The following is a 22,273-nucleotide window of genomic DNA, read 5'->3' on the forward strand; positions in this document are numbered from 1 at the left end:
CACGGCAACGTGTGGAGCTGACGAATACTAATCGGTCGAGGGCTTATCCAAAAAAGCACATGAAGATGATCAGCGGCTTGGTTTCGATCCAGTTTTCAGGGCACAAGCCGCCTTGAAAGTGAAAATGCGATGTTTCCTGGCAGAAACATCAATACGTTTGGTGATGATGGCGGAAGGGAACCACGCGTACCCATACCGAACACGACCGTTAAGCCTTTCAGCGTCGATGGTACTTGGACCGCAGGGTCCTGGGAGAGTAGAACGTCGCCAAGCGATATTCCCCGATAGCTCAGTTGGTAGAGCACTCGACTGTTAATCGAGTTGTCACAGGTTCGAGTCCTGTTCGGGGAGCCATCTATTCCATAAAGTAATCTCATAGAAATACATATTATCGGGGCCCGTTGGTCAAGGGGTTAAGACACCTCCCTTTCACGGAGGTAACAGGGGTTCGAATCCCCTACGGGTCATTATGTGAACGCTTAGCTCAGCTGGGAGAGCATTACCTTGACAGGGTAAGGGTCGGCGGTTCGATCCCGTCAGCGTTCACCATATCCTATCGCGGGGTGGAGCAGTCCGGTAGCTCGTCGGGCTCATAACCCGAAGGCCGCAGGTTCAAATCCTGCCCCCGCAACCAATACGCGGAAGTGGCTCAGGGGTAGAGCATCGCCTTGCCAAGGCGAGGGTCGCGGGTTCGAATCCCGTCTTCCGCTTCAGTAATGAATTTGGAGATCAGGATGAGAACCCAAATGGGTTCGTCGGAGCATCAACTTTTTAGGAATACTCCGCAGTCTCGGAGTGTAACGGAGAGTATCCCGTCTTCCTCTCCATCGTCAATATGTGCCCTTAGCTCAGCTGGATAGAGCGTTTGACTACGAATCAAAAGGTCGGGAGTTCGAATCTCTCAGGGCACGTAGTGAAACAAAGTGAACTGAGATAGATGAGAAGGGTAAGAGTTCGTCGGGCTCTGCTACGGTAGGAATCACATCACAGTCGGCCTGAAGGGCCGCATCTCTCAGGGCACGTAGTGAACTTAAGTATGATGAGAGTGTCGGTGCTGCAAGTTTTCGTAGAAAGCACATTGCTTCAGAAGGCTAGCATCGCAATCGGTTGAAATGCTGCATTCTTAGGACACTAAGCAATCCATTTAAAATCGTGTGGAAAGCCGCAGCGGTACAAGTCCGTCTACCGGCATAAAATATATTATCGGGACGTAGCTCAGCTTGGTAGAGCACCTGGTTTGGGACCAGGGGGTCGCATGTTCGAATCGTGTCGTCCCGACCATTATTTTTAGATAAAAGATAAGCTGCGTATACACGCAGCTTTTATGTTTTTATATATGTCTGTTTATTCAGTCTTGATACAACATCTATTACTGTGTACTATACTGACCTCTATTGCGCTGATTTTCAAACTAACCGATGCCGCGCCCCCCTGGTTTCGCACCTGCCCGCTGGCTGCAGTCGCCCTCCCACAAAAAAGATGCCGTCCTCTTCGGACGGCATCTTCCATAGATATTAAGCTTTCTTCACTGACCATAAGGATTCGATTTCCTCGAGGGATTTGCCCTTCGTTTCGGGTACAATGCGCCAGGTGAAAATGAAAGTGAACAAAGACATCGCGCCAAAGATCCAGAAGGTAATCGCCGGCCCTGCGGAACTCAGCAGGGGTGGAAACGACTGGGATACAACGTAATCCGCCGCCCACAGCGCCATGGCCGCAATCGCCGTAGCTTTCCCGCGGATACGGTTCGGGAAAATTTCGGACATAATCACCCATACGACCGGCCCCAGAGAGATGGCGAAGGAGGCCACATAAAGCAAAATAAAGATCAATACCACTGGCCCGAAGGTATTACCCGTGTGAAAAGCCAAGCCTATAACAAGCAGGCACAGCGTCATTGAGGACGAACCGACCAGCAGCAGTACTTTGCGCCCAACTTTGTCAATCAGCCACAAGGCCAGAATGGTGGAAAGAAAATTGATCAAACCGACCAGAATGGTCTGGATCAGCGAGGCATTCGTACCTGCGCCTGTTGCTTTGAAAATTTCGGGGGCATAATACATAATGGCGTTAATTCCTGTGATCTGCTGAAGAATAGCCAGCCCTACCCCGACAATCAAGGCGATCCGCAGCCCGGGATTAAACAGCTGCCGGATCGATCCGCTTTCCTGCTTGAACGATTCCTTGATATCCAATACTTCCTGTCTGGCCAAATCTTCGCCATGAATCCTCAGCAGAATCGGCAGCGCTTCTACCGGTCTTCCCTGCTTGATTAGCCATCTGGGGCTTTCAGGTACGAAGAAGAGCAGAACCAGGAACAGGAATCCGGGAATGGCGCCTACGCCGAACATCCACCGCCAAGCTGTGGAGATTTGCCAAGCCTCGTCTCCGGATCCGGCAATCCACAAATTCACGAAATACGTAAGAAAAATGCCGGTAACGATGGCCAGCTGGTTCAGTGCGACCAGACGGCCCCGGTATTTGGCGGGTGCAATTTCCGCATTATAGAGCGGACATAAGGTGGATGTAATACCGATGCCGATTCCGCCGATGATCCGGGCAACAATATAACCGGTGAAAGTTGCCGGGATAGCGGAGCCGATCGAGCCGATGATAAAAAGAATCGCTGCGAAGATCAGCACTTTTTTCCGGCCAAAGCTGTCGCTCAGCACACCGGAGGCTGCAGCTCCGACAATACAACCGATAATTAGACTGGAAACGGCCCAGCCGACCTGCAGATTGTTTAAGTGAAATTTTTGTTCCATAAAACCAATCGCACCGGATACCACAGCCGTATCGAATCCGAATAATAAACCACCCAAGGCGGCAACCATGGAAACAAGCGTTACAAACTTTATGCTCACTTGTTCATTCGGTTTGTTGATCGTCAATTCCAAGTTTCTTATCTCCCTTCCAACATTCCGTTTTTTATATATCCCTTGGTTTGACTTTGACCTTGTCTCTTGTTCAGAAACGAACTTCATTATATCATGGGGAGCTTTGGACTAAGGGAGAAATCACCTTCACTAATCTGTGGTCTTTCCGCATTTAATTTGCACGAGCCGCTTTTTTTCGTGATTTGATGAAAAACTAGCACATTCTTGTCCTGCAAACATAAAAAAATCCATGCGTAATAGACATGGACGTTAAGATGAAGCCTTATCTGGATTGGCCGCGATACTCGGTCGGCGTAACGCCGGTGATTTTTTTGAAGACCCGGCTAAAATAGTTCGGGTCTTTATACCCTACCATAAAGCAGATTTCCTTAAGGCTCAAATGATCCGAAGCCATCAGCTCTTTGGCTTTAGCAATTCGCAAACCGGTGACAAAATCAATAAACGTTTCTCCAAACCGCTGTTTAAATATTTTGCTGAAATAATGGGGATTCAGATGGACGAAGTCCGCCACTTCTTCAAGGGATAGATCCTCGGTGTATTTTCCCTGTATATAGTTCTTGGCTCTTTCCAGAACGGTCAAGGTTTGCTGTTCGCGTTCTTCACGGATTCGCTGCAAAGCGGAAATGACGTAGGAGCGGTGAGGCGTTTCCATGGTTAAAGGCGACTTTTCCCGCTCGGAGATTCCATGGCCGCCTCCATGCTTCAACTCGTCAAAGTGGCATACCGTTCCGCCGTGTTCATAATAGGTAGATGCAAAAACCGCTTCAAAATAAGATTTGCGCAGTCCTTCCGCCCCGTTCCGGGCTGTTCCGATGCCGACTGAAACCGCCAAATCGAGCTGACGATCAGCCAAAGCACACAGCTTTTCTCCATACCGTTTCGTTTCCTCTTTCCATTGGTCATCCTGGATCCCGGGTGTTTTTCGCATGAAAATCGCCATATGACGGTCAATCAATGAGCTGACAATGCAGGTCGCTCCATGCGTCTTGGCGTAGCTGCGGATAATATCGTATATCTTCTTCTTGTCCAGAGTATAAACGTCCTCCGGAAAAGCGACCACGACCGCACAGCCTTGATCGAGAGGAAAGTCGAGCCAATCGGACAACTCCTCGACGCCCGTATCCAAAATTTGATCGACCATGAACATGAGCGCCAGCTCATTTTCTACCATCGGCAGCAGCTGCGATACTTTGTGCCTGAGTTCCAGTTCATCCGTTCGCTTGCGCTTCTCCAGCTCCAACTCCCCGACCAGCTGTTCGAGCGTTTTAACCACTTGTTCGCGCCGAACCGGTTTGACGAGGTATTCTTTGACGCCGAGCGAAAGCGCCTCTTTGGCGTAAGCAAAATAATCATAGGCCGTGACCAGCACAAACTTCGTATCCGGAAGACGTTCCTTGATTTCCCGTATGGCCGCCAGCCCCTGGATACCGGGCATATTCACATCCATCATCACGATATGCGGACGATACTCCTCGGCCCGCTCTATAGCCATCCGGCCATTCTCGGCATGGATAACCTGGAATGTATCCGGCAGCATATGCTGAATGATCCATTCCAGTCCTTCCCGTTCCAAATCCTCGTCATCCGTGATCAATAGCCGATACATGTTTTGGGGTACCTTCCTTTCGATAGGGAATGATCATCGTCACCGTTGTTCCTTTTCCCGGCTCGCTATCAATGTCGACAAGCGCTTGCTGTCCGTAAAATAACTGCAGCCGTTTGAACACATTTCGGGTTCCGATGCCTGCAGAGTTCTTTTTATCGCTCTCCGCTTCCATCCGCAGTAATGCCTGTCTGACTTCCTCACTCATTCCGCTCCCGTTGTCAGATACCGTGATACGTATACCTTCCGGAGCACGCACAATGTGAAGACGGATGACGGCTCCTTTCTCCATGCCTCCAATCCCGTGTACGAACGCATTTTCTACAATGGGTTGAAGCGTCAGGGAGGGAATGGGCTCCTGCAGCACGGATTCGTCGATATCCATCTCGATGCGGATCCGGTCCCGAAAACGGGCCTTTTGAATCGTAATGTATTCCTTCACGTTTTCAAGCTCATCCTGAAGGGTGACCGGCTGATCGAGATTGCGCAAATTATAGCGTAGGAGATTCGACATGGAGATGATCAGATCACTTGTTTTTTCCGCACCTTCCAGCAGAGCCAGTTTGGAGAGCACGTTGAGCGAATTAAACAGAAAGTGGGGGTTTATCTGGCTTTGCAGCGCCTGCAGCTCTAATTCTTTGACCAACCGGTCTTTTTCCAGACTTTCTTTGTCTTTTTCGATCAACGTTTTCAGATCGGTCGACATTTGCTTAAAGGCATTCGATAATAATCCCAGTTCATCGCTCGAGCGAATTGGCGCAGGATCTACAGGCAGGTTTCCCTTGGACATCTGTTTGGCCATATCGACAAGGCGGCCGACAGGAACGGTAATGCTGCGGGAAATCCAGACCGCAAGCACGATGCTCAACAGCGTATTGATGACGAAGACGGCCGCGCCCAAACGGTTCATGAGCGCATTCTCATTTTGAATTTGCTTGTAGACCGGCTGATAGTAGCCGAGCTCCAAATCGACGAGACGCTGCGCCTCCTCACGGATAAAACCGGTCGTCTTCTCCGCCTCCCCGTAGTGGTCCAGCGCGGCGCGCGGCAACTGGGCTTCCGCTGCGGCGAGTGCGGCCTGCTCCTGCTCCAGAAGTGTGTCCAGCATATGCACGTAGCCCGTCAGTGTCGAAGCAGGGAGAGAGGGGCTTGTTTTTGCGAGAAAATCGGCGCGAATATGCTGCAGCTTGGTCCGCATTTGCCCCAGTTCGGCTCCGCTGCTTCCGCCGGGGTTGACCAGATAGCCATATAGCAGCCTGAGCGTGTCCTCGGACGTCTGAGCGGATTGTTTATATAACAGGATGCGGTCCATCATTACATCGTAGCTTTGCCGCACGATTTTTCCGCTCTCAAACAAAAAGAATGTGACCGAATTGGCCAGCAGCACCAGCAATGGAATAAACACCAGCAATTTTTGTCGAATGGTCATCGGCAGCTTCCTCCGGCACCGTTACCGGCCGTATTCCGGTCGAGCACAGCGATCGCGGTATAATGCTGCCGTTGCAAATTATTTCCTTGGAAATAATCATTCAGCATCGATACGGCATGATATCCCATTTCATGAGGCTGCTGTACAATCGTCGACACAATCCTGCACTGCCGGATGCCTTCCTTTGTTTCCTCCAAATCGTCGAATGCGAAAATACTCACTCCCTGCGGACTGACACGTTCGACAGCTTCCATCATTCCCGGTCCGTCCAGCGCGCTGAAACCGACCAGATACCGGATTTGGGGATGACTCAGAAGCATTTCTTCCGTTTGTCCCGCCGCCTGGAGCCGGGAGATATTCGACGAGCGCACATCGACAATGGCAAGCTCCGGATAGCGGCTGATGACCGAGCGGAAGCCTTCGAGCCGCATCCGCTGATTGTCCGCCTCCGCTTTACCGAGCAGTACACCTATACTGCCCTGACCTCCCGCCGCTTGTACAACAAGCTCGCCCATTTTTTTCCCTGCTTCCAGATTATCCGTGCCTACATAAGACAGTCTCCGACTTCCCGGTTCATCCGTATCCACGGTAATCACGGGAATTCCTTGGTTCATGGCCTTGTCAATCAGCGTCCGATAGTAAGGATCATTGATTCCCTGGATCAATACCGCGTCGGCTTTGGCGGCAATCGATTTCTCCAACAGCTTGATCTGCTCTGCCGGATTGATTCGGAACGGCCCCATATATTCGAGAGTCATTCCGTATGCCGCGGCCGCTTCCTTTGCTCCTTGCTCTACGGCCCGCCAGAACGGATTGTCCAGCTCTTGGGAGATTAACACGACATGCCGTGTGTCTATAACCACACCACCCGATTTTAAGGGCTGAACCAGCTCGCGGATGCGCAGCGCAGATAACAAAAAGCTCAAAAGCAGGCAGGCGAACAGGATAAAAAGAAGGAGAATTCCCAGATTCCATTTGCGATTCGACATTTGCAGCTCCTTTGGAACGTTCAGATATACGCTCATTATACAAAAACCTTGAAGCCAAACCAAAATGGCTTCGGCGGGACGAACCTTTTGTCTTATGAAGAATGGATTTGGAACCCATCCATGCTCAGAAGAGGCTTGGATCGTATTTTTTACTTTCTTTTTGGTAAATTAACGATAGGTTTACCCGAAAGTTACCGGGTCAGGTGAATCTGGTATAATGAAAGTATAGATTGAAGTGAAAAAGAGTGATCGGATGACCGGCTTCAGGAATAAATTAAGAAATATAAGTTTAAGAAATAAACTTATTGCTGTTTTTTCATGCTTTATTGTGATTCCTTTTGTGATCATCGGCGGGACCTTGTCCTGGCTGTATGTGGATTCCAATCGGAGTATGATTTTGGACGCGGCAGTAGAAAATAACAAGCAAATTGTGAAAAATATGGACAGCTCTCTAAATCCATTATTACGGTTGGCGATGTATCCCGAGCATGATCCGAGCATCTTTCAAATTATGCGCAAGGATTATACCGCGTATCCTTATCCCCTGTATGAAAGGCAGAAGGATTTTGAAACGGTGGGCGGGATTATTAGAAACAGCATGCTGCTCTATACCGATTTGATTGAATCGGTTGTGATTTACCAAAGCAAAAATCATATCGTCATCGGCAGAAGCAACGACGATTACATGGATCATCATTATTTGGAGCATGAATTTTATCATGAACCGTTTGTACAAAACATTTTGCACAACAAGGGACGATATGTTCCTGTCGGCATTCATCCCGAAAAATTGCTGTCTTTTCATGAAAAACCTGTTGTCTCGATCGGACGGGCGATCATGGACCCTTATACGAAAGAAAATCTCGGGCTGATTCTGTTGAACGTCGGGGTCGATCAACTGAAAACATTATGGAGTGACATTCAATTTACGGAGCATACCCGTTTCTACCTGATCGATGAAAATGAAAATGTAGTGTACAGCAAAAACAGCAGCGAGATAGGCAAACCTTCAGCCGATGTGCTGGGCCAGGATATGGCGGGCATCGGCGGAGAGGAACAAGAAACAAGAGAGAGCAAAGATCATTATTTAATCACTTCCACTTCCACCATCACCCCTTGGAAAGCCGTTACGCTGATTCCGAAGGATGAATTGTTTGGTTTTGTGGATATTATCGTAAGAACGATTGTTATTTCGTTGATCCTGCTGCTTGGATTGTCCATCGTTGCTTCGATTTATGTCGCTACGAGCATCACGAAGCCCCTTTCGGTTTTAAATGAGAAAATGAAGCTGGTCTCGCAGGGGAACCTGGACGTCGCCATCGACATTCAGCATGGGGAAGTAGGCAGAATCAGCATCACTATTGACCGCATGTTAAAGGAAATACGAAGGCTGATTCAGAGGATATATAAGGAAGAACAAGAAAAGCGGCAGCTTGAGCTTGTAGCGCTGCAATCGCAAATCCGGCCCCACTTTATGTACAACACCTTGAATGTTATCAAATGGATGGCCAAGATCCAGGGGGCAACCGGGATTGAAGAGGCGCTGACCGCGTTTTCCTCGGTGATTAAATTTACGGCCAAAACCGAGAGCGATTACGTCACCATCAGGGAGGAAGTCGAATTTATTCAAAACTACACGAAAATTCTGGACTTCCGTTATCTGAATAAATTTGAAGTTTTTTATTCCATCGATCCGAATGTACTTGAATACAAGACATTGAAGTTTCTTCTCCAGCCCTTGGTCGAAAATGCAATCTTTCACGGGTTCGATGAAATTCCATATAAAGGGAAGCTGGAGATTCGAATCAATGAGGAAGCAGGCCGCATCATCATGCTCGTGACGGATAACGGAAGAGGGATGTCCAAGGCGGAGCAGCAGGAGCTTGAACAAGGAAGTGCGGCGGATCAGATGAATTCGATCGGCATCAAAAATATACGCAAAAGAATAGAGCTTCATTACGGGGAAGGTTATGGTTTATGGATCACAAGCGGGGAGAACAGCGGAACGACAGCAAAAATCGTGATTCCCGTCATTAAGAATGGAAAATCGGGTGAGTTTGAATGAGAGTCTTAATTGTGGATGATGAACCATTGGTCCGAATCGGACTTAAATCGGCCATCCGCTGGGAAGCGGGCGGAATGGAAATCGTGGGCGAAGCGGCTGACGGCGAAGAAGCCATGAAGCTGATTCTGGAACGAAAGCCGGATGCCATCATCCTGGATATCAAAATGCCGAAAAAAGACGGCCTTGAAGTGCTGGCTGAAATGAAAAAAATCGGAATTGAAGCCAAGGTGATCATCTTAAGCAGCTTTGATGACTTCACTTTGGTCAAAAAAGCCATGAAGCTGGGGGCATCGGATTATTTTCATAAGCCCGGTATGAATGAACTTGAAATCGAAAGCGCGCTGCAAAAAATAAAGGAGGAGATGGAAAGCGACCGGCATGCCGCAGATGACGTTCTAAACCGCTCGCCTCATGCCAAAGACGTCATCCTTCGAGCATGGCTTCATGGGAATACAGAGGGGATCCGGCAAACGAGATTAAAGGAAGGCAACATGTATGTTCTATTGTTTAGCATCAAAAAGTATGCGCAGGTCGTAAAACGATATACGAAAGATAATGCAGCTATACTGCCCAATACGATTTCGAATATTTTATCCGAGCTCCTGTCTAAAGAGAAAGAAGTGGAATTTGTACAGATCGAGGACAACTTGTTTGCCGTCCTCGTAAGCCATAGTGAAATCAAGAGCATGCAGGCCTCCTTTGCCCATGTGAACGATATCGTCTATCTGATCAGTTCTTCTCTGAAGCGGTTTGTGAATATCGATACGGTTTTTGGGGTTAGTGACATATTTCAAACCTATGAGGAGGGTAAACAAGCCGCTGCACAAGCCAAGCAGGCATTGGAACGGAAGTTTTATCATCCAAGTGACCCGCTGTTTTATTATCAAAATCGAAACGAAGAGATGGAAGCATCCCTTGAACAGGTCAATCATTATATTGTAGCCATGAAAAACGGGCTAAAGGAAGAGAAGTACGATGAATTCGCGCTTAATTTAGCGGAATGGGAGCAGTATCTGCAAAATAAAGAGTGTATGAACGAAAAGGATGTCCATAAAATTTATCAGGGCTTGCTGTTTATGATGGAGGACGGCGAGGAATATTTGGAGAATGGAAACCTATTGGAGGAAATTGAGGATTTTAATGAACTGTCATCTTACTATCACGCGCGGTTTAATGAAAAACTGGAGGCCCGGATCTCCCAAAAAAATAAAGAGTACAGCCCGCTGATCCGCAATATCATGCAGTATATCGAAACCCATTATAAAGAAAATATATCCCTGAAAAGCCTCGGTGATCATTTCCATGTCAGCGCCAATTATATAAGCAGACTATTTAAACAAGAAGTGAACAGAGGGCTGTTTGATTATATTAATGAAATCCGCATTGAGAAAGCCAAAGAGCTGTTAAAGGATTACCGGTACAAAATATATGAGGTGGCGGAGCTGGTCGGCTTCAACAGTCAGGTTCATTTTGCGATCGTCTTTCATAAATACGTGGGGATGGCTCCGAAAGAATACAGGAAAGAAAAGGTTTGATTTTATTAAAGAAAAGTAAAAAATAATAATAAAAAGCCATCCTCCCGACAATGAACTACAATTGAAAGTACATTTTGTTAAATTAATCATCATTTGATTAATTTTTTTTTTGCCCCAATTTCGTTACCATCAAATTAGCATTAAGGATAAAACAATGATTTGGGGGAGTTGATATGATGAAAAGGCTTACGGGTATTATGCTGTTATCCTTCATATTGATTGCCGGTTTGGCGGCATGCGGAAGCGATGACAGCAGCAGTCAAGCGGGAGATACTCCAAAGAAGACGACGATCACGATGGGATTTTGGGGAGCGGCCCAGGACCTGAAAGTATATCAGGATGCTGCGGCTTCCATCTCGGAAACCTATCCGAATATTGAGCTGAAAATTAAGCAGTATCCGAGCAGCGAGCAATTCTGGAACATCCTTCCCGGAGAAATTGCGGCCGGCGTAGCGCCGGATTTCATTAAAATCTCCAACGAAGGGGCCAATGAATATATCAGTAAAGATTTGTTCGCTTCATTGGATGAGCTGATTCCTGCCGCAGGCATCGATATGAATCGTTTCACGCCTGCTTCATTGGATATCTGGAAAAAAGACGGAAAACAATATGGCATTCCTAATATCAGTATGCCGGCCATGTTCTTTATTAACGAAGACCTGTGGAAAAAAGCAGGGCTTGGCGACTATCCGAAAACATGGGATGAAGTAGAAGCTGCCGCAAAAAAATTGAAGACCGACGATGTATATGGAATTACCATCAATCTGGACGCCTATCACATTACGAACTACGTGAAAAGCTACGGCGGCGATTGGGGCGGCGGAAAAACGATCAACTCCCCGGAAAACGTTCAAGCCTTGCAGAAGATCTTTGATATGTATAAAGAAGGCTTAGCCGTAACTCCGAAGTCGTTAGGTTACGGATGGGATGGAGAGGTATTTGCTAACGGCAAAGCGGCCATGACTACAGGCGGTTATTGGTACAAAGGATATTTGAAAGACGCGAATCCGAATCTGAAATATGCAGCCGTGCCGGTACCGAAAGGAACGGTGGAGGGCAGCACCATGATCTCGGATGCCTATGTGGTCTTAAAAGATGCCAAAAACAAGGAAGCGGCCCTGCAAGCTGCCTACTATTTGACGAATGACAAGACGCAGACGGAATTTTTGAAGCTTGGGTTTAACCCGGCCATTCCAAGTCTTTCTGCTCAATATTTTGAAGAAAATCCGGAGTTCAAAGCGGTGGAGCCTGCTCTAGAGTACAGCACCGATTTCAATTATCCGACAGAAACCAAGAAATTCATTGACGAGCTGGTTAAACAGCTGGAGGGATCGATTCTGGGCGGAACGAATAAATCGCCAAAAGAGATTCTCGACAGCGTTCAGCAACAATTTAAATAGTCCATCTGTTCCCGTTTCCGTCCGAGAAACGGGAACACTTTTATAATCGTTTTTTTTTAACCAAATTTTGAGAATTCAGGAGGGTCATGATGGCTTCCTATGAGAATAGAAGCGTAAGTATAGGGCGAAATCGCCCCCCCAAGCAGTCATGGTTTCGTATGATTGCCGATTCGGATATGGTTGTCGGCTGGCTGTTCAGCTTACCGTTCCTGGTTCTGTGGGGATGGTGGTTTTTATATCCATTCGTGCAGTCCTTCGTAAGAAGTTTTCAGGAGGTAAGCTTCACGGCTTTAGACAAAGCCAAATTTATCGGATTACAAAACTATATTCAAATTTTGAACGATCCTGAATTTTACCGGGCGGTACTTCACTCCCTGCAGATCGTTGTGATCGCCGTGCCGGTTCAAACGCTGCTGGGATTGCTCATGGCGATTCTGGTGAACCAGAAAATCAAAGGAAAAGGCATTTTTAGAACGGTCTTTTTTATCCCTTATATCACCTCTCAAATTGCGATTACGACCGTGTTTATGATGCTGTTTAAAAAAGGGACCTTCGTTACCGAATTTTTCTCTCTGTTTGGCTTCGGGAATGTGACCTGGTTTGCCGATACGAACTATGCCCTTCTATTCGTCAGTATTCTGTTTATATTTCAACAATGCGGATTCAGTATGATCGTTTATTTGTCCGCGCTCCAGGAAGTTCCTAAAGATTTATATGAAGCGGGTCAAATGGACGGCGCATCCAAATGGGCTCAATTTCGTTATATTACGGTTCCTTATTTAAAGCCGATCACGTTTTTTGTCGTTTCCGTCGCTACCATTCTAGGCTTTCAAATCTACGACCAGATTGCCGCGATTTCCAGATATGGGGCGTTAGGCTCGCCTGCCGGAGCAACCAGTACGGTCGTTACTTATTTCTATCAGCATGGTATCCGTTATATGAACATCGGCTACGGAAGCGCCGCGGTTGTCTTGTTCTTCTTCATTATTATGATCATTACCTTCCTTCAGAAAAAATGGTTGGACGATAAGGGGTGACACTGGTGCAGATCAATAAAAAATTCACTTTGCTGGGCATTTATGCCGTCATTACGATCGTTGGATGCATGTTCATCCTGCCTTTCGCCTATACGTTGTACACCTCTTTCGTTCCGATGCAGTACGTGAATAAAATAACGGGAATTTCGAACTGGACGTTGGATAATTACAAATTATTTTTTACGAATGAGGCTTACAACGTGCCCAAATGGTTCTTGAATACGGTCATTATGACGGGGATCGTCATTATCGGGAATTTGATGATTAATCCGATGGCCGGCTTTGCTCTTGCGAAGCTGGATTTTGCGGGAAAAAAAATCATCTATTGGATTGTCGTGGCCACCATGATGGTTCCCTATCACATGATCCTGATACCGGTATACGTTAATATGGCGCAGATTGGCTGGTTAAACTCTTTTGCGGCATTAACGGTTCCGTTTCTGTATCAATGTCTGTACATTTTCATGATGAGACAATTTTTTATCAGCGTACCGAACGAGTTCATTGAAGCGGCAAGGCTGGATGGATTGACGAAAATGGGGGCTTTCTGGCGCATTGTGTATCCTTTGGCCAAATCCCCGCTCATTACGATGTCGATCCTGGCGTTTGCAGGGACCTGGAACAGTTACCTGATCCCAAGCACCTTGGCTAACAGCCCGGATAAATATGTGCTCGTGGTGGGGCTCAACAGCGTGAAAGATATGTTTTTTGAAAATACGCCGCTGATCATGGCGGGGGGTGTTTTATCTATGCTGCCGATTTTGATCTTCTTCTTTTTCTTCCAGAAGCAATACATGGAGGGCATATCCAGCTCCGGGGTCAAAGGATAACCAGGGGACAGGATCGGATGAAGGATTTCATAATCTGGTTATCATCGTCAATAAATTCATACGGAATGAGGCTTAGTCCATGGAATACAGTGTGATTAAAGAAGGCGACTTGTTTTTTCTGACGGATAAAAATGGAGAACTCACGGAAAATAATGAAAAGGGTTATGGCCTGTACACGAAAGATACCCGGTTCTTAAGCCGGATGGAACTGTTCGTCGATGGCGAGAAGCCTTCCCTGCTCTCATCATCGGCTAATCGAAGCTACTTCGCATCCATTCGGTTAATGAAGGATCGAAAGGATGAGGGAGCCATTGAAATTCATCGGGAGCACTTTATATACGACGGGGTATTGTATGAAAGAGTGTCGTTAACGAACTTCTTTCCCCAAGCCGTCTCCTTTGATTTCTCGGCTGCCTTCGACGCCGATTTTCAGGATATGTTCATTGTCCGGAAGTACCGAACAGGGGAAGTCGGGAAGATCATCGGAAAGGTCACGGGTGAGCGGACCTTGTCGATCCGTTACCAAGGCGCGGATGACATGCTAAGAGAGACCTGCATCCGTTGGGATCAGAACGAGTCGGAAGTGGATGCCGACGGTATTGTCCATTATTCCATGACATTGGAACCCAAAGAAATAAAGCAGATTTGCTTCTTCATCATTCCCGTATTGGAGCAGAAATGGCCTGTTCTTCTTTCCTTTGAAGAAGGCTTGAAGCGTCTCGAAGCGTCATATGAACAATGGTACCGCGAGACGTCCCGTGTAACGACGAATGCCGATGTGTTTAACGGTTTATACCGGCGCGGGGTACAGGATTTGCGTATGTTAATGACCGACGTCGGATATGGAGAAACGCCTGTGGCCGGGCTGCCCTGGTTTGCGGTTCCCTTTGGAAGAGACAGTCTCATCACCTCTTTGTTTATGCTCCCGTTAAATCCGGAGAAGGTCAAGGGAACCCTGAGAACATTGGCCGCCTACCAAGGGGATTCTGTGGATGCTTGGCGGGACGAGCAGCCCGGAAAAATCATGCACGAAATCCGCTTTGGAGAACTGGTGAATACGCATCAGTCGCCTTTCGGCCCTTATTATGGATCGGTTGATTCCACACCTTTGTTTTTAGTATTATTAGGTGAATATGTCCGTTGGACGGGGGATCTTTCGATCGTTGAGGAATTAAAACCGAACGTTGCACGCGCGCTCGATTGGATTGACCGTGGAATCGAAGCGGGCTCGGGCTTTTTAACTTATCACCAGGAAGCGGAAAGGGGATTTCCTAACCAGGGCTGGAAGGATTCGAGCAACTCGATCGTTCACGCCTCCGGAGAGTATGCGAGATCGCCGATCGCTTTGGCCGAAGTGCAGGGCTACGTCTATCAGGCCAAGAAAAGCTTGGCGCCGATTTTTGAACGGATGGGTGAAATGGCGCTTGCAGAGAAGCTGGACCAAGATGCCGAAGCGTTCCGGACGAGGTTCGAACAGGCCTTTTGGATGGAGAATGAGAATTTCTACGCCATCGCACTCGACAAGGACCGGCGGCAAGTCCAATCCGTGACATCCAATCCGGGACATTTATTAATGACAGGTTTGCCGGGTGCCTCCCGTGCGGACCGGATCGCCAAGCGCCTGGTTGCCGATGACATGTTCAGCGGATTTGGCATTCGCACGATGAGTACGGAAGCCGCGGGCTATTATCCGATGAGCTACCACAATGGAAGCGTATGGCCGCATGATAACGGGATGATTCTGCTCGGGTTAAGCCGTTTGGGCTATAAGAAAGAAGCGGGTAAGGTCATCTCAAGCCTGCTTGCGGCATCCCGGTTCTTCGAATATCAGCGTCTGCCCGAATTGTTCTGCGGACATGGCTCGGAGCTCGGGTATCCCGTACCGTATCCAACCACTTGCTCTCCGCAAGCATGGGCGGCCGGGACCGCGATTGTTTTTATGCAGGCGTTGCTCGGATTACACCCGAACGCGCTGAAGAAGGAGATCCGTATCGATCCGTTTTTGCCGGAGATGATTGACGAGCTGCTGGCCGAGCATATTCCTATTGGCGCGGGGCATCTTTCTTTGAAGGTAACCCGAAGCAGGAGCGGTTCGGACCCGGTCAAGGTTGAGATTCTGAAGAATACGACCGGCTTTGAACTGATTCATTCATCGAAGTAAAACAAAGTGAGAGAGTGGGAGCATGAAAAAAACATGGTGGAAAGAAGCGGTCGTCTATCAGGTGTATTGGAGAAGCTTTTATGATACCGATGGAGACGGCTATGGGGATTTAGAGGGAGTCATTCAAAAGTTGGATTATATTCGCGAGCTTGGCGCCGATGTCATTTGGCTGAATCCGTGCTACGGCTCTCCTGATGTCGATAACGGTTACGATATTTCCGATTACCGGTCCATTATGCCCAAAGCAGGAACCATGGATACTTTCGACAGACTTCTCCAAGAGGTTCACGCCCGCGGCATGAAGCTCATTATGGATTTGGTCGTGAATCATACGTCCGACCGGCATCCGTGGTTTGTGGAATCGCGATCGTCCAAGGATCATCCGAAAAGAGACTATTATATCTGGCGGAAGGAGCCTAATAACTGGAGATCGTATTTTACGCCTTCGGCATGGGAATATGATGAAAAGACAGGGGAATATTATTTCCATTCTTTTGCCGTTGAACAGCCTGATTTAAACTGGGAAAACCCGAAGGTCAGGGAAGAAATTTACGACATGATGCGTTTTTGGCTGGATAAAGGAATCGACGGATTCCGGATGGATGTCATAAATCTTCTCGCCAAACAGGCTGGTTTTCCTGATGCGGAGAATCCCGACAACATTTCTTATTTGGGAAATAATCCGGGGATCCATGAATATCTCCAAGAGATGCATGAGAAGGTTTTGAAGCATTACGATATTTTTACCGTGGGGGAAATTCCGTTTGTGACTCCGGAGGACGGGGTGCTTTACGTTGGAGAAGACCGCGGCGAGCTGCATACCTTGTTCCATTTTGAAGTGTGCGATTATATGGCGCATTGGGACATGCTGCGGTTCAAGGATATTCAGAAAAGATGGTACGATGGCATGTGGGGAAAAGGCTGGAATTCGCAATTCTTAAATAACCATGACCACACCAGACTCGTTACCAGATTCGGCAACGATACGACGTATCGTGTGGAATCCGCCAAATGCTTCGCGACTCTGCTGCATACGCTGCCGGGGATGCCGTACATTTACCAAGGGGAAGAAATCGGGATGACCGGCGTCCGCTTCGATTCCATTGAGGATTACAACGATATCGCGATGAAAAATAAATATAGGGAAGAAGTAGAGAAGGGAAGAGATCCCAAAGAAGTCTTTGAAAGTCTGCTTCATCTGTCAAGGGACAATTCAAGAACGCCCGTGCAGTGGGACGATTCGGAGAACGCCGGGTTTACGAGCGGCACGCCATGGATTAAGGTGAATCCCAATTATAAGGAAATTAACGTGGCTGCGGCTTTGGCCGATCCGAATTCGGTGTTTTATTACTACAAAAAGCTCATTCAGCTGAGAAAAGCTCATGAAGTGATGGTTTATGGAAGCTATGAGCCGCTGCTTGAGGATCATGAGCAAATATACGCTTACCTGCGCGAGCTCGGCGGCGAGAAATGGCTTGTCGTTCTGAATATCTCGGATCAGCCGGCCGTCTGTGAGCTTCCTGCATCCGTCATTTCATATCCAAGGGAGCTGTTGATCGCGAATTACCGGGAGCAGGCGGATCCAAGCGATGAATGGCAGCTGAGGCCCTATGAGTCCAGAGTATACCGTTTGAAATCATCTTAACGCAATAACCTTTATCGGGGATCTGAACGAATCGGTTCAATCCCGATGAAGGTTGGACAATCGCCGGCTATTCCGTTATCGGAATGGCCGGCGATCTTTTTGAGCGGGGAATGATTTGCGGGGCAGGCTGTAAACGGGGAGTTCGGCTTAGTTCAACTTCATGGCCGAAGCGAATATAGGCTTTGTAAAGCGAAGTTCGTTCGTGCGTTCGAATGCATATCCGGCCTTTAAAAGGGTGCCTTCATCCAATGCCTTACCGATGAGCTGCAAGCCGACGGGAAGTCCATTGCTGAATCCGCAAGGGATCGTTAAGCTGGGCAGGCCGGTCAAGTTGCTCGGTGAAGTCAAACGAATCAAATCGTCGGTTACATCGGATTCGATTCCATTGACTATAGAAGTGTTGGCTCCGAAGCTTATACCCATCGGTCAAAGATTTTTATCAAAAGGTTGCTGCCTTACATGGGCATGAATAAAAGTGGAGAACGTGGAGAATCATCCGAGGCGCTGCAAACTTGCGGCGCTTCTTTGGGTTTTCAATGAATCTATCACGCAAAAAAACGTATTGTATTACTATTCAATTTGTATTACAATATGACTTAGTTGGTTGTGAAAACGCTTAAAAACCAAAACATTAGGGGAGTGATTGCGTGGTAAAAAATAATGCCAGCGTTTACATGGGCTTACTGATGCTGCTTTTTTCGGCCGTTATTTTTTGTCAGTCTCTTCAATTGGATTATTACACCGACACGGGTCCCGGTCCTGGGTTTTTTCCGCTTTGGTTAAGCGGAGGATTAGGCATTTTCTCTTTATCTTATATCGTAAGCTCTTTCAAGGAAAAAATTGCTTTTTCAGAAATTCTTCCGACGGGAAGCGGTTTATGGAATGTCGTCACTTTAGTGGGTTCACTTGTTTTTTTTCTTTTGACCGTTGAATATTTAGGTTTTCTTATGGCCTGTACGATCATGCTGTTTTTTATCCTGAGGAGATTATTTACATGGTATTCGGGTCTTATGATCTCCATAGCGATTTCCTTATGCTTATTTGTAGTATTTCACATATTTCTCGGGGTCCCGCTTCCGGTGAATGCCTTGGGATGGTAGGAGGATTCAATGGATTCATTGATGCAGTTATTACAAGGTTTTGAAACAGCGCTTACATGGTCGAACCTGCTGTATTGTTTACTCGGAGTTACCATCGGGATGCTGGTCGGCGTTTTGCCTGGATTGGGCCCGACTACAGGGACGGCGATCTTATTGCCGGTCACGTTCTCCATGGAGCCGGTTTCGGCCATCATTATGCTGGCGGGCATTTATTACGGCGCAATGTATGGCGGAACGATAACCTCCGTTCTGATCAATACACCGGGGGAAGCGGCTTCGGTAATTACGTGTCTGGACGGGCATCCTCTGGCCAAACAGGGAAGAGCGGGGACTGCCTTAGGGGTTGCCGGTATCGGTTCGTTTATCGGCGGAACCGTTTCCATCATTGGGCTCGTGGTGATCGGGCCGCCTTTAGCTCAATTCGCGTTAAGATTCGGTCCTCCGGAATTTTTTGCCCTCATGCTGTTGGGGCTGATCACGGTGGTTGGACTTATGGGAAAATCCATTGTGAATGGAATCATTTCCGCGCTTTTGGGCCTGTGTCTGGCTCTCATAGGCATGGATGTCGTTTCAGGCGCCATCCGGTTTACCTTCGATGAGCCGAATTTAATGAACGGGATCGATTTTGTCATTATATCCATGGGATTGTTCGGTCTTTCCGAAATTATGATTGGCATGGAGAATATCACCAAACTGGAAGCTCCGCCGAAAGTAAAAGGGCTGCTTCCCCGCCGTGACGAATGGAGGCGGACGCTGTCCGCGATCGGAAGAGGAACCGGGTTAGGCTTCCTGGTAGGACTTGTACCGGGCTCGAACTCCGTCATACCGGCGATCCTGTCTTATTCTCTTGAGAAAAAAATGGCAAAAGATCCGTCACGTTTCGGCAAAGGAGCCATCGAAGGGGTTGCCGGGCCGGAAACAGCGAACAATTCTTACAGCGGAGCGGCCTTAATTCCGCTGTTCACATTAGGAATCCCGAGCTCTCCTACGATTGCCGTATTGTTCGGAGCCTTTATCATGCATGGTTTAACTCCCGGCCCTACGTTATTCCAAAACAATCCCGACGTCGTATGGGGAATCATTGCCAGCATGTTCATCGGGAATCTGATTTTGCTGGTTTTAAATTTACCTTTGGCCGGCATGTGGGCCAAAATTGCCCTGATTCCCGCGAAGCTGTTATACCCGATTATTTTTGCAGTTGCCATTCTGGGCGCATTCAGTGTAAATAACAGCTTGTTTGATGTGTGGGTTATGCTGATTTTCGGAGTATTGGGTTATTTCATGAAAAAGCTCGATATCCCAATGGCGCCGATTGTTTTAACCTTTGTTCTTGGACAATTGCTGGAAAGCTCATTGCTGCAATCGATGATTTTATTTGAAGGCAGTTTTCTTGGATTTTTCTCCAGACCGATTTCACTTGTACTGCTGTCCATCTCTTTTATTATTCTTATTTTCAGCGTTTATGCTGGCATAAAGAATAAGAAGGGCATGCTGGCCAGCGACGTGGAAATGTAAAGAAATGTTTGTAATTTCATTTTATTTGTCATACAATTTTAAAATATGGCAAATAAAAAAGGAAGGTGGAATGAATTGATTAAGAAAAAACAAGAAATCGTGCTGGATTCTGTCCCTCGCAAAACATTGGCCAAAGAAGTGGCTGACAGGATCATTCAACTTCTTGCCTCCGGGCAATTAAAGCCCGGGGATAAGCTCTATCCCGAAACGGAACTGACGAAAATGCTGTCAGTCAGCAGACCTGTATTGCGTGAGGCTATGAGTTCCCTGGAATCTTTGGGGATTATTCACAGAAAAACGCGGGACGGCACGTATTTTTCTGAAAAAATCAGCAGTAAACCGTATACGAATATGCTGTCTCTGGCCGGGGATGATTTGCCGTCCATTATCGAGGCCAGGATGGCATTGGAGCTTGGTATGATTGCGATAGCTGCGGAGAAAATCACAGATCAGCAGCTTGATGAGCTCAACCAAACGATTAAGGCTCTTTCTGAACATCCGGGGGACTATTCTCAAGTGGATAAAGAGTTTCATCGAATTATTGCTTTTAGCGTAAACAATTACATTCTGGAAGGCATGATCGATTCCCTTTTGATGGCTTTTGACCGGATGAGTAAAAACATCCAATTTAGAGAACGGGATGTTGCGGTTGAACATCATAAAGCCATTTATGAGGCATTGAAAAAGAGATCGCCGTCCGAAGCTTTTGCACAAATGTACCGACATTTGGACTACGTAAGGAAAAAAATTTTAAAGCAAAGAAAAGAAAGCAAGGCCTAGAAAGTTAAGCTTTCACAAGAGCAGTGGCAATAAAAAAGCACCTCCTGTTACATGGTGTCCAGTCGTGCGGGCTGACACCATGTAACAGGAGGTGAAGAAGATATAAAAAAACAATTCCAAGTGAAGTATACACAAAAAAAGCGAATACTTCAAACCTGATGGGCAGACAGGAAACATGAAAAGGGAGGCCATTCCAAATGAAAAGCAGAAACAAAACGATTCTCTCCGCATTGTCTGTAGCAGCACTCGCAGGTTCCTTATTGGCAGGGTGCGGTACAGGAGCATCCTCGACTCAGGGTACGGATCCTGCGCAGGCCGCATCCAACAACACCGCTGAAGCTCCGAAGTCCAAGTTTCCTGAAAAACCGATTTAGCTGGTTGTTCCCTATGCCGCTGGAGGAGGTACGGATATCACGGCCCGCACGCTTGCAAACGCCGTTTCTAAATATCTTCCGAACAAAGGTACCGTTGTAGTCGAAAATAAGCCGGGGGCCAGCGGCACGATCGGGTTGACCGGACTTACTCAAGCCAAGCCCGACGGCTATATGATCTCCATGGCGACGATCGGTAATTTGTCCATTCAGCCGAACTACGGTAAAACACCGTACTCCTTTGACAGCTTTGAACCGATCTTAATCGCAAACTCTGTACCTCACGTATTGGTTGTGAAAGCGGATGCGCCGTGGAAAACGATTGATGAGTGGTTTGATTATGTCAAAAATAACCCGAATGCATTTACTTATTCCACTCCGGGCGTAGGGAATACGCAGCATTTGAATTTGGAAGCCGTCGCACTCAAGGATAATCTTAAATTGAAGCATGTACCTTATGACGGTGCTGCGCCTGCCATTACGGCACTGCTTGGCGGACATGTGAAAGGCGCGGTTGTACAAGTTCATGAAGCCAAACCGCAAGTGGATTCCGGGGAACTGCGCATTCTGGCCAATATCGGAACCACCAAATCGGATGCGATTCCGGATGCACCTTTGCTTGCGGAAAGAGGTTATACCGGATACAACGCTTGGACCGGTATTGTCGCTCCGAAGGGGACGCCTAATGAAGTCGTGACCATTTTGCATGACGCCTTCAAAAAGGCTTTGGAAGACCCTGAAGTCATTGAGGACTTCAAAAAGATCGGAATTTCGCCGGCCTATAGCGGTCCGGAGGATTTCAAGAAGATTGCCGAAGAAACGTATAAATCCACCGGGGATGTTGCGAAGAAGATCGGCCTGATCAAGTAATCGGCATTATAGGATACAGGGTATGTCATCTCCGGCATATGAGATG

Annotated in this window: 17 protein-coding genes, 7 tRNA genes and 1 rRNA gene; 20 read left to right on the forward strand and 5 right to left on the reverse strand. The window is 47.5% G+C overall.

The window, feature by feature from the left end; all coding sequences use genetic code 11:
- Positions 1-156: 156 nt before the first annotated feature.
- The 8 genes from rrf (at position 157) to NR121_RS12620 (ending at position 1,281) form a co-directional block, all read left to right on the forward strand.
- Positions 157-273: ribosomal RNA gene (gene rrf / locus NR121_RS12585) — 5S ribosomal RNA — on the forward strand.
- Positions 274-278: 5 nt separating this feature from the next.
- Positions 279-354: transfer RNA gene (locus tag NR121_RS12590), tRNA-Asn, on the forward strand.
- A gap of 41 nt (positions 355-395) precedes the next feature.
- Positions 396-467 (forward strand) — tRNA-Glu (locus tag NR121_RS12595).
- A gap of 6 nt (positions 468-473) precedes the next feature.
- Positions 474-549: transfer RNA gene (locus NR121_RS12600), tRNA-Val, on the forward strand.
- 8 nt (positions 550-557) lie between these two features.
- A tRNA-Met gene (locus NR121_RS12605) sits at positions 558-634 on the forward strand.
- 4 nt (positions 635-638) lie between these two features.
- Positions 639-710 (forward strand) — tRNA-Gly (locus tag NR121_RS12610).
- A gap of 127 nt (positions 711-837) precedes the next feature.
- A tRNA-Arg gene (locus NR121_RS12615) sits at positions 838-911 on the forward strand.
- 293 nt (positions 912-1,204) lie between these two features.
- A tRNA-Pro gene (locus tag NR121_RS12620) sits at positions 1,205-1,281 on the forward strand.
- Positions 1,282-1,514: 233 nt separating this feature from the next.
- Here NR121_RS12620 and NR121_RS12625 read toward each other — a convergent pair.
- The 4 genes from NR121_RS12625 to NR121_RS12640 form a co-directional block, all read right to left on the reverse strand.
- Positions 1,515-2,984 carry a sugar porter family MFS transporter gene (locus tag NR121_RS12625; protein WP_074728111.1) on the reverse strand — a complete coding sequence of 490 codons (1,470 nt, stop codon included), beginning with the start codon at positions 2,982-2,984 and terminating at the stop codon, positions 1,515-1,517.
- 175 nt (positions 2,985-3,159) lie between these two features.
- Complete coding sequence (locus NR121_RS12630) at positions 3,160-4,503, reverse strand: AraC family transcriptional regulator (RefSeq protein WP_256831275.1); 1,344 nt, start codon at positions 4,501-4,503, stop codon at positions 3,160-3,162.
- Entirely contained in the window at positions 4,478-5,929 is a 1,452-nt protein-coding gene (locus NR121_RS12635) for a sensor histidine kinase (protein WP_174350589.1), read from the reverse strand. Before NR121_RS12635 ends, NR121_RS12630 begins: the two co-directional genes overlap by 26 nt.
- Complete coding sequence (locus NR121_RS12640; RefSeq protein ID WP_174350588.1) at positions 5,926-6,918, reverse strand: sugar-binding protein; 993 nt, start codon at positions 6,916-6,918, stop codon at positions 5,926-5,928. Before NR121_RS12640 ends, NR121_RS12635 begins: the two co-directional genes overlap by 4 nt.
- 391 nt (positions 6,919-7,309) lie before the next feature.
- Here NR121_RS12640 and NR121_RS12645 point away from each other — a divergent pair, with 391 nt between their 5' ends.
- From NR121_RS12645 to NR121_RS12675, 7 genes are all read left to right on the forward strand, one after another.
- Entirely contained in the window at positions 7,310-8,983 is a 1,674-nt protein-coding gene (locus NR121_RS12645) for a sensor histidine kinase (protein ID WP_306277262.1), read from the forward strand.
- A complete protein-coding gene (locus tag NR121_RS12650) occupies positions 8,980-10,518 on the forward strand; it encodes a response regulator transcription factor (RefSeq protein ID WP_256831278.1) in 1,539 nt (512 codons plus the stop codon). The genes NR121_RS12645 and NR121_RS12650 overlap by 4 nt, the downstream gene beginning before the upstream one ends.
- A gap of 173 nt (positions 10,519-10,691) precedes the next feature.
- Entirely contained in the window at positions 10,692-11,918 is a 1,227-nt protein-coding gene (locus tag NR121_RS12655) for an ABC transporter substrate-binding protein (RefSeq protein ID WP_137670618.1), read from the forward strand.
- A gap of 89 nt (positions 11,919-12,007) precedes the next feature.
- Positions 12,008-12,955 carry a carbohydrate ABC transporter permease gene (locus NR121_RS12660; RefSeq protein ID WP_074728098.1) on the forward strand — a complete coding sequence of 316 codons (948 nt, stop codon included), beginning with the start codon at positions 12,008-12,010 and terminating at the stop codon, positions 12,953-12,955.
- Between the two features lie 5 nt (positions 12,956-12,960).
- Positions 12,961-13,785 carry a carbohydrate ABC transporter permease gene (locus NR121_RS12665; protein WP_256831279.1) on the forward strand — a complete coding sequence of 275 codons (825 nt, stop codon included), beginning with the start codon at positions 12,961-12,963 and terminating at the stop codon, positions 13,783-13,785.
- A gap of 79 nt (positions 13,786-13,864) precedes the next feature.
- Complete coding sequence (locus NR121_RS12670) at positions 13,865-15,946, forward strand: amylo-alpha-1,6-glucosidase (protein WP_256831280.1); 2,082 nt, start codon at positions 13,865-13,867, stop codon at positions 15,944-15,946.
- A gap of 22 nt (positions 15,947-15,968) precedes the next feature.
- Positions 15,969-17,591, forward strand: a complete 1,623-nt coding sequence (locus NR121_RS12675) for a glycoside hydrolase family 13 protein (RefSeq protein ID WP_256831281.1) — start codon at positions 15,969-15,971, stop codon at positions 17,589-17,591.
- 147 nt (positions 17,592-17,738) lie between these two features.
- Here the strand turns inward: NR121_RS12675 and NR121_RS12680 are convergent, their stop codons facing one another.
- Positions 17,739-18,014 carry an amidase family protein gene (locus tag NR121_RS12680; protein WP_062406281.1) on the reverse strand — a complete coding sequence of 92 codons (276 nt, stop codon included), beginning with the start codon at positions 18,012-18,014 and terminating at the stop codon, positions 17,739-17,741.
- 263 nt (positions 18,015-18,277) lie between these two features.
- Here NR121_RS12680 and NR121_RS25325 point away from each other — a divergent pair, with 263 nt between their 5' ends.
- From NR121_RS25325 to NR121_RS12700, 5 genes are all read left to right on the forward strand, one after another.
- Entirely contained in the window at positions 18,278-18,691 is a 414-nt protein-coding gene (locus NR121_RS25325; protein ID WP_375162526.1) for a tripartite tricarboxylate transporter TctB family protein, read from the forward strand.
- A 9-nt stretch (positions 18,692-18,700) separates the two neighbouring features.
- Positions 18,701-20,206 (forward strand): tripartite tricarboxylate transporter permease, encoded by a 1,506-nt coding sequence (locus tag NR121_RS12685; protein WP_256831282.1) that lies wholly within the window; start codon positions 18,701-18,703, stop codon positions 20,204-20,206.
- A 75-nt stretch (positions 20,207-20,281) separates the two neighbouring features.
- Positions 20,282-20,986, forward strand: a complete 705-nt coding sequence (locus tag NR121_RS12690; RefSeq protein WP_256831283.1) for a FadR/GntR family transcriptional regulator — start codon at positions 20,282-20,284, stop codon at positions 20,984-20,986.
- A gap of 197 nt (positions 20,987-21,183) precedes the next feature.
- The gene (locus NR121_RS12695; RefSeq protein WP_256831284.1) at positions 21,184-21,360 is read left to right on the forward strand and encodes a hypothetical protein; all 177 of its coding nucleotides are present in this window, start codon (positions 21,184-21,186) and stop codon (positions 21,358-21,360) included.
- Positions 21,361-21,396: 36 nt separating this feature from the next.
- On the forward strand, positions 21,397-22,227 hold the full coding sequence (locus tag NR121_RS12700) for a Bug family tripartite tricarboxylate transporter substrate binding protein (protein WP_256831314.1): 831 nt from the start codon (positions 21,397-21,399) through the stop codon (positions 22,225-22,227).
- The last annotated feature ends 46 nt before the right edge of the window (positions 22,228-22,273 follow it).

Origin of the sequence: Paenibacillus sp. Pae15 (assembly GCF_024519685.1) — a bacterium.
In the GTDB taxonomy this organism is placed as follows: Bacteria; Bacillota; Bacilli; order Paenibacillales; family NBRC-103111; genus Paenibacillus_G; species Paenibacillus_G naphthalenovorans.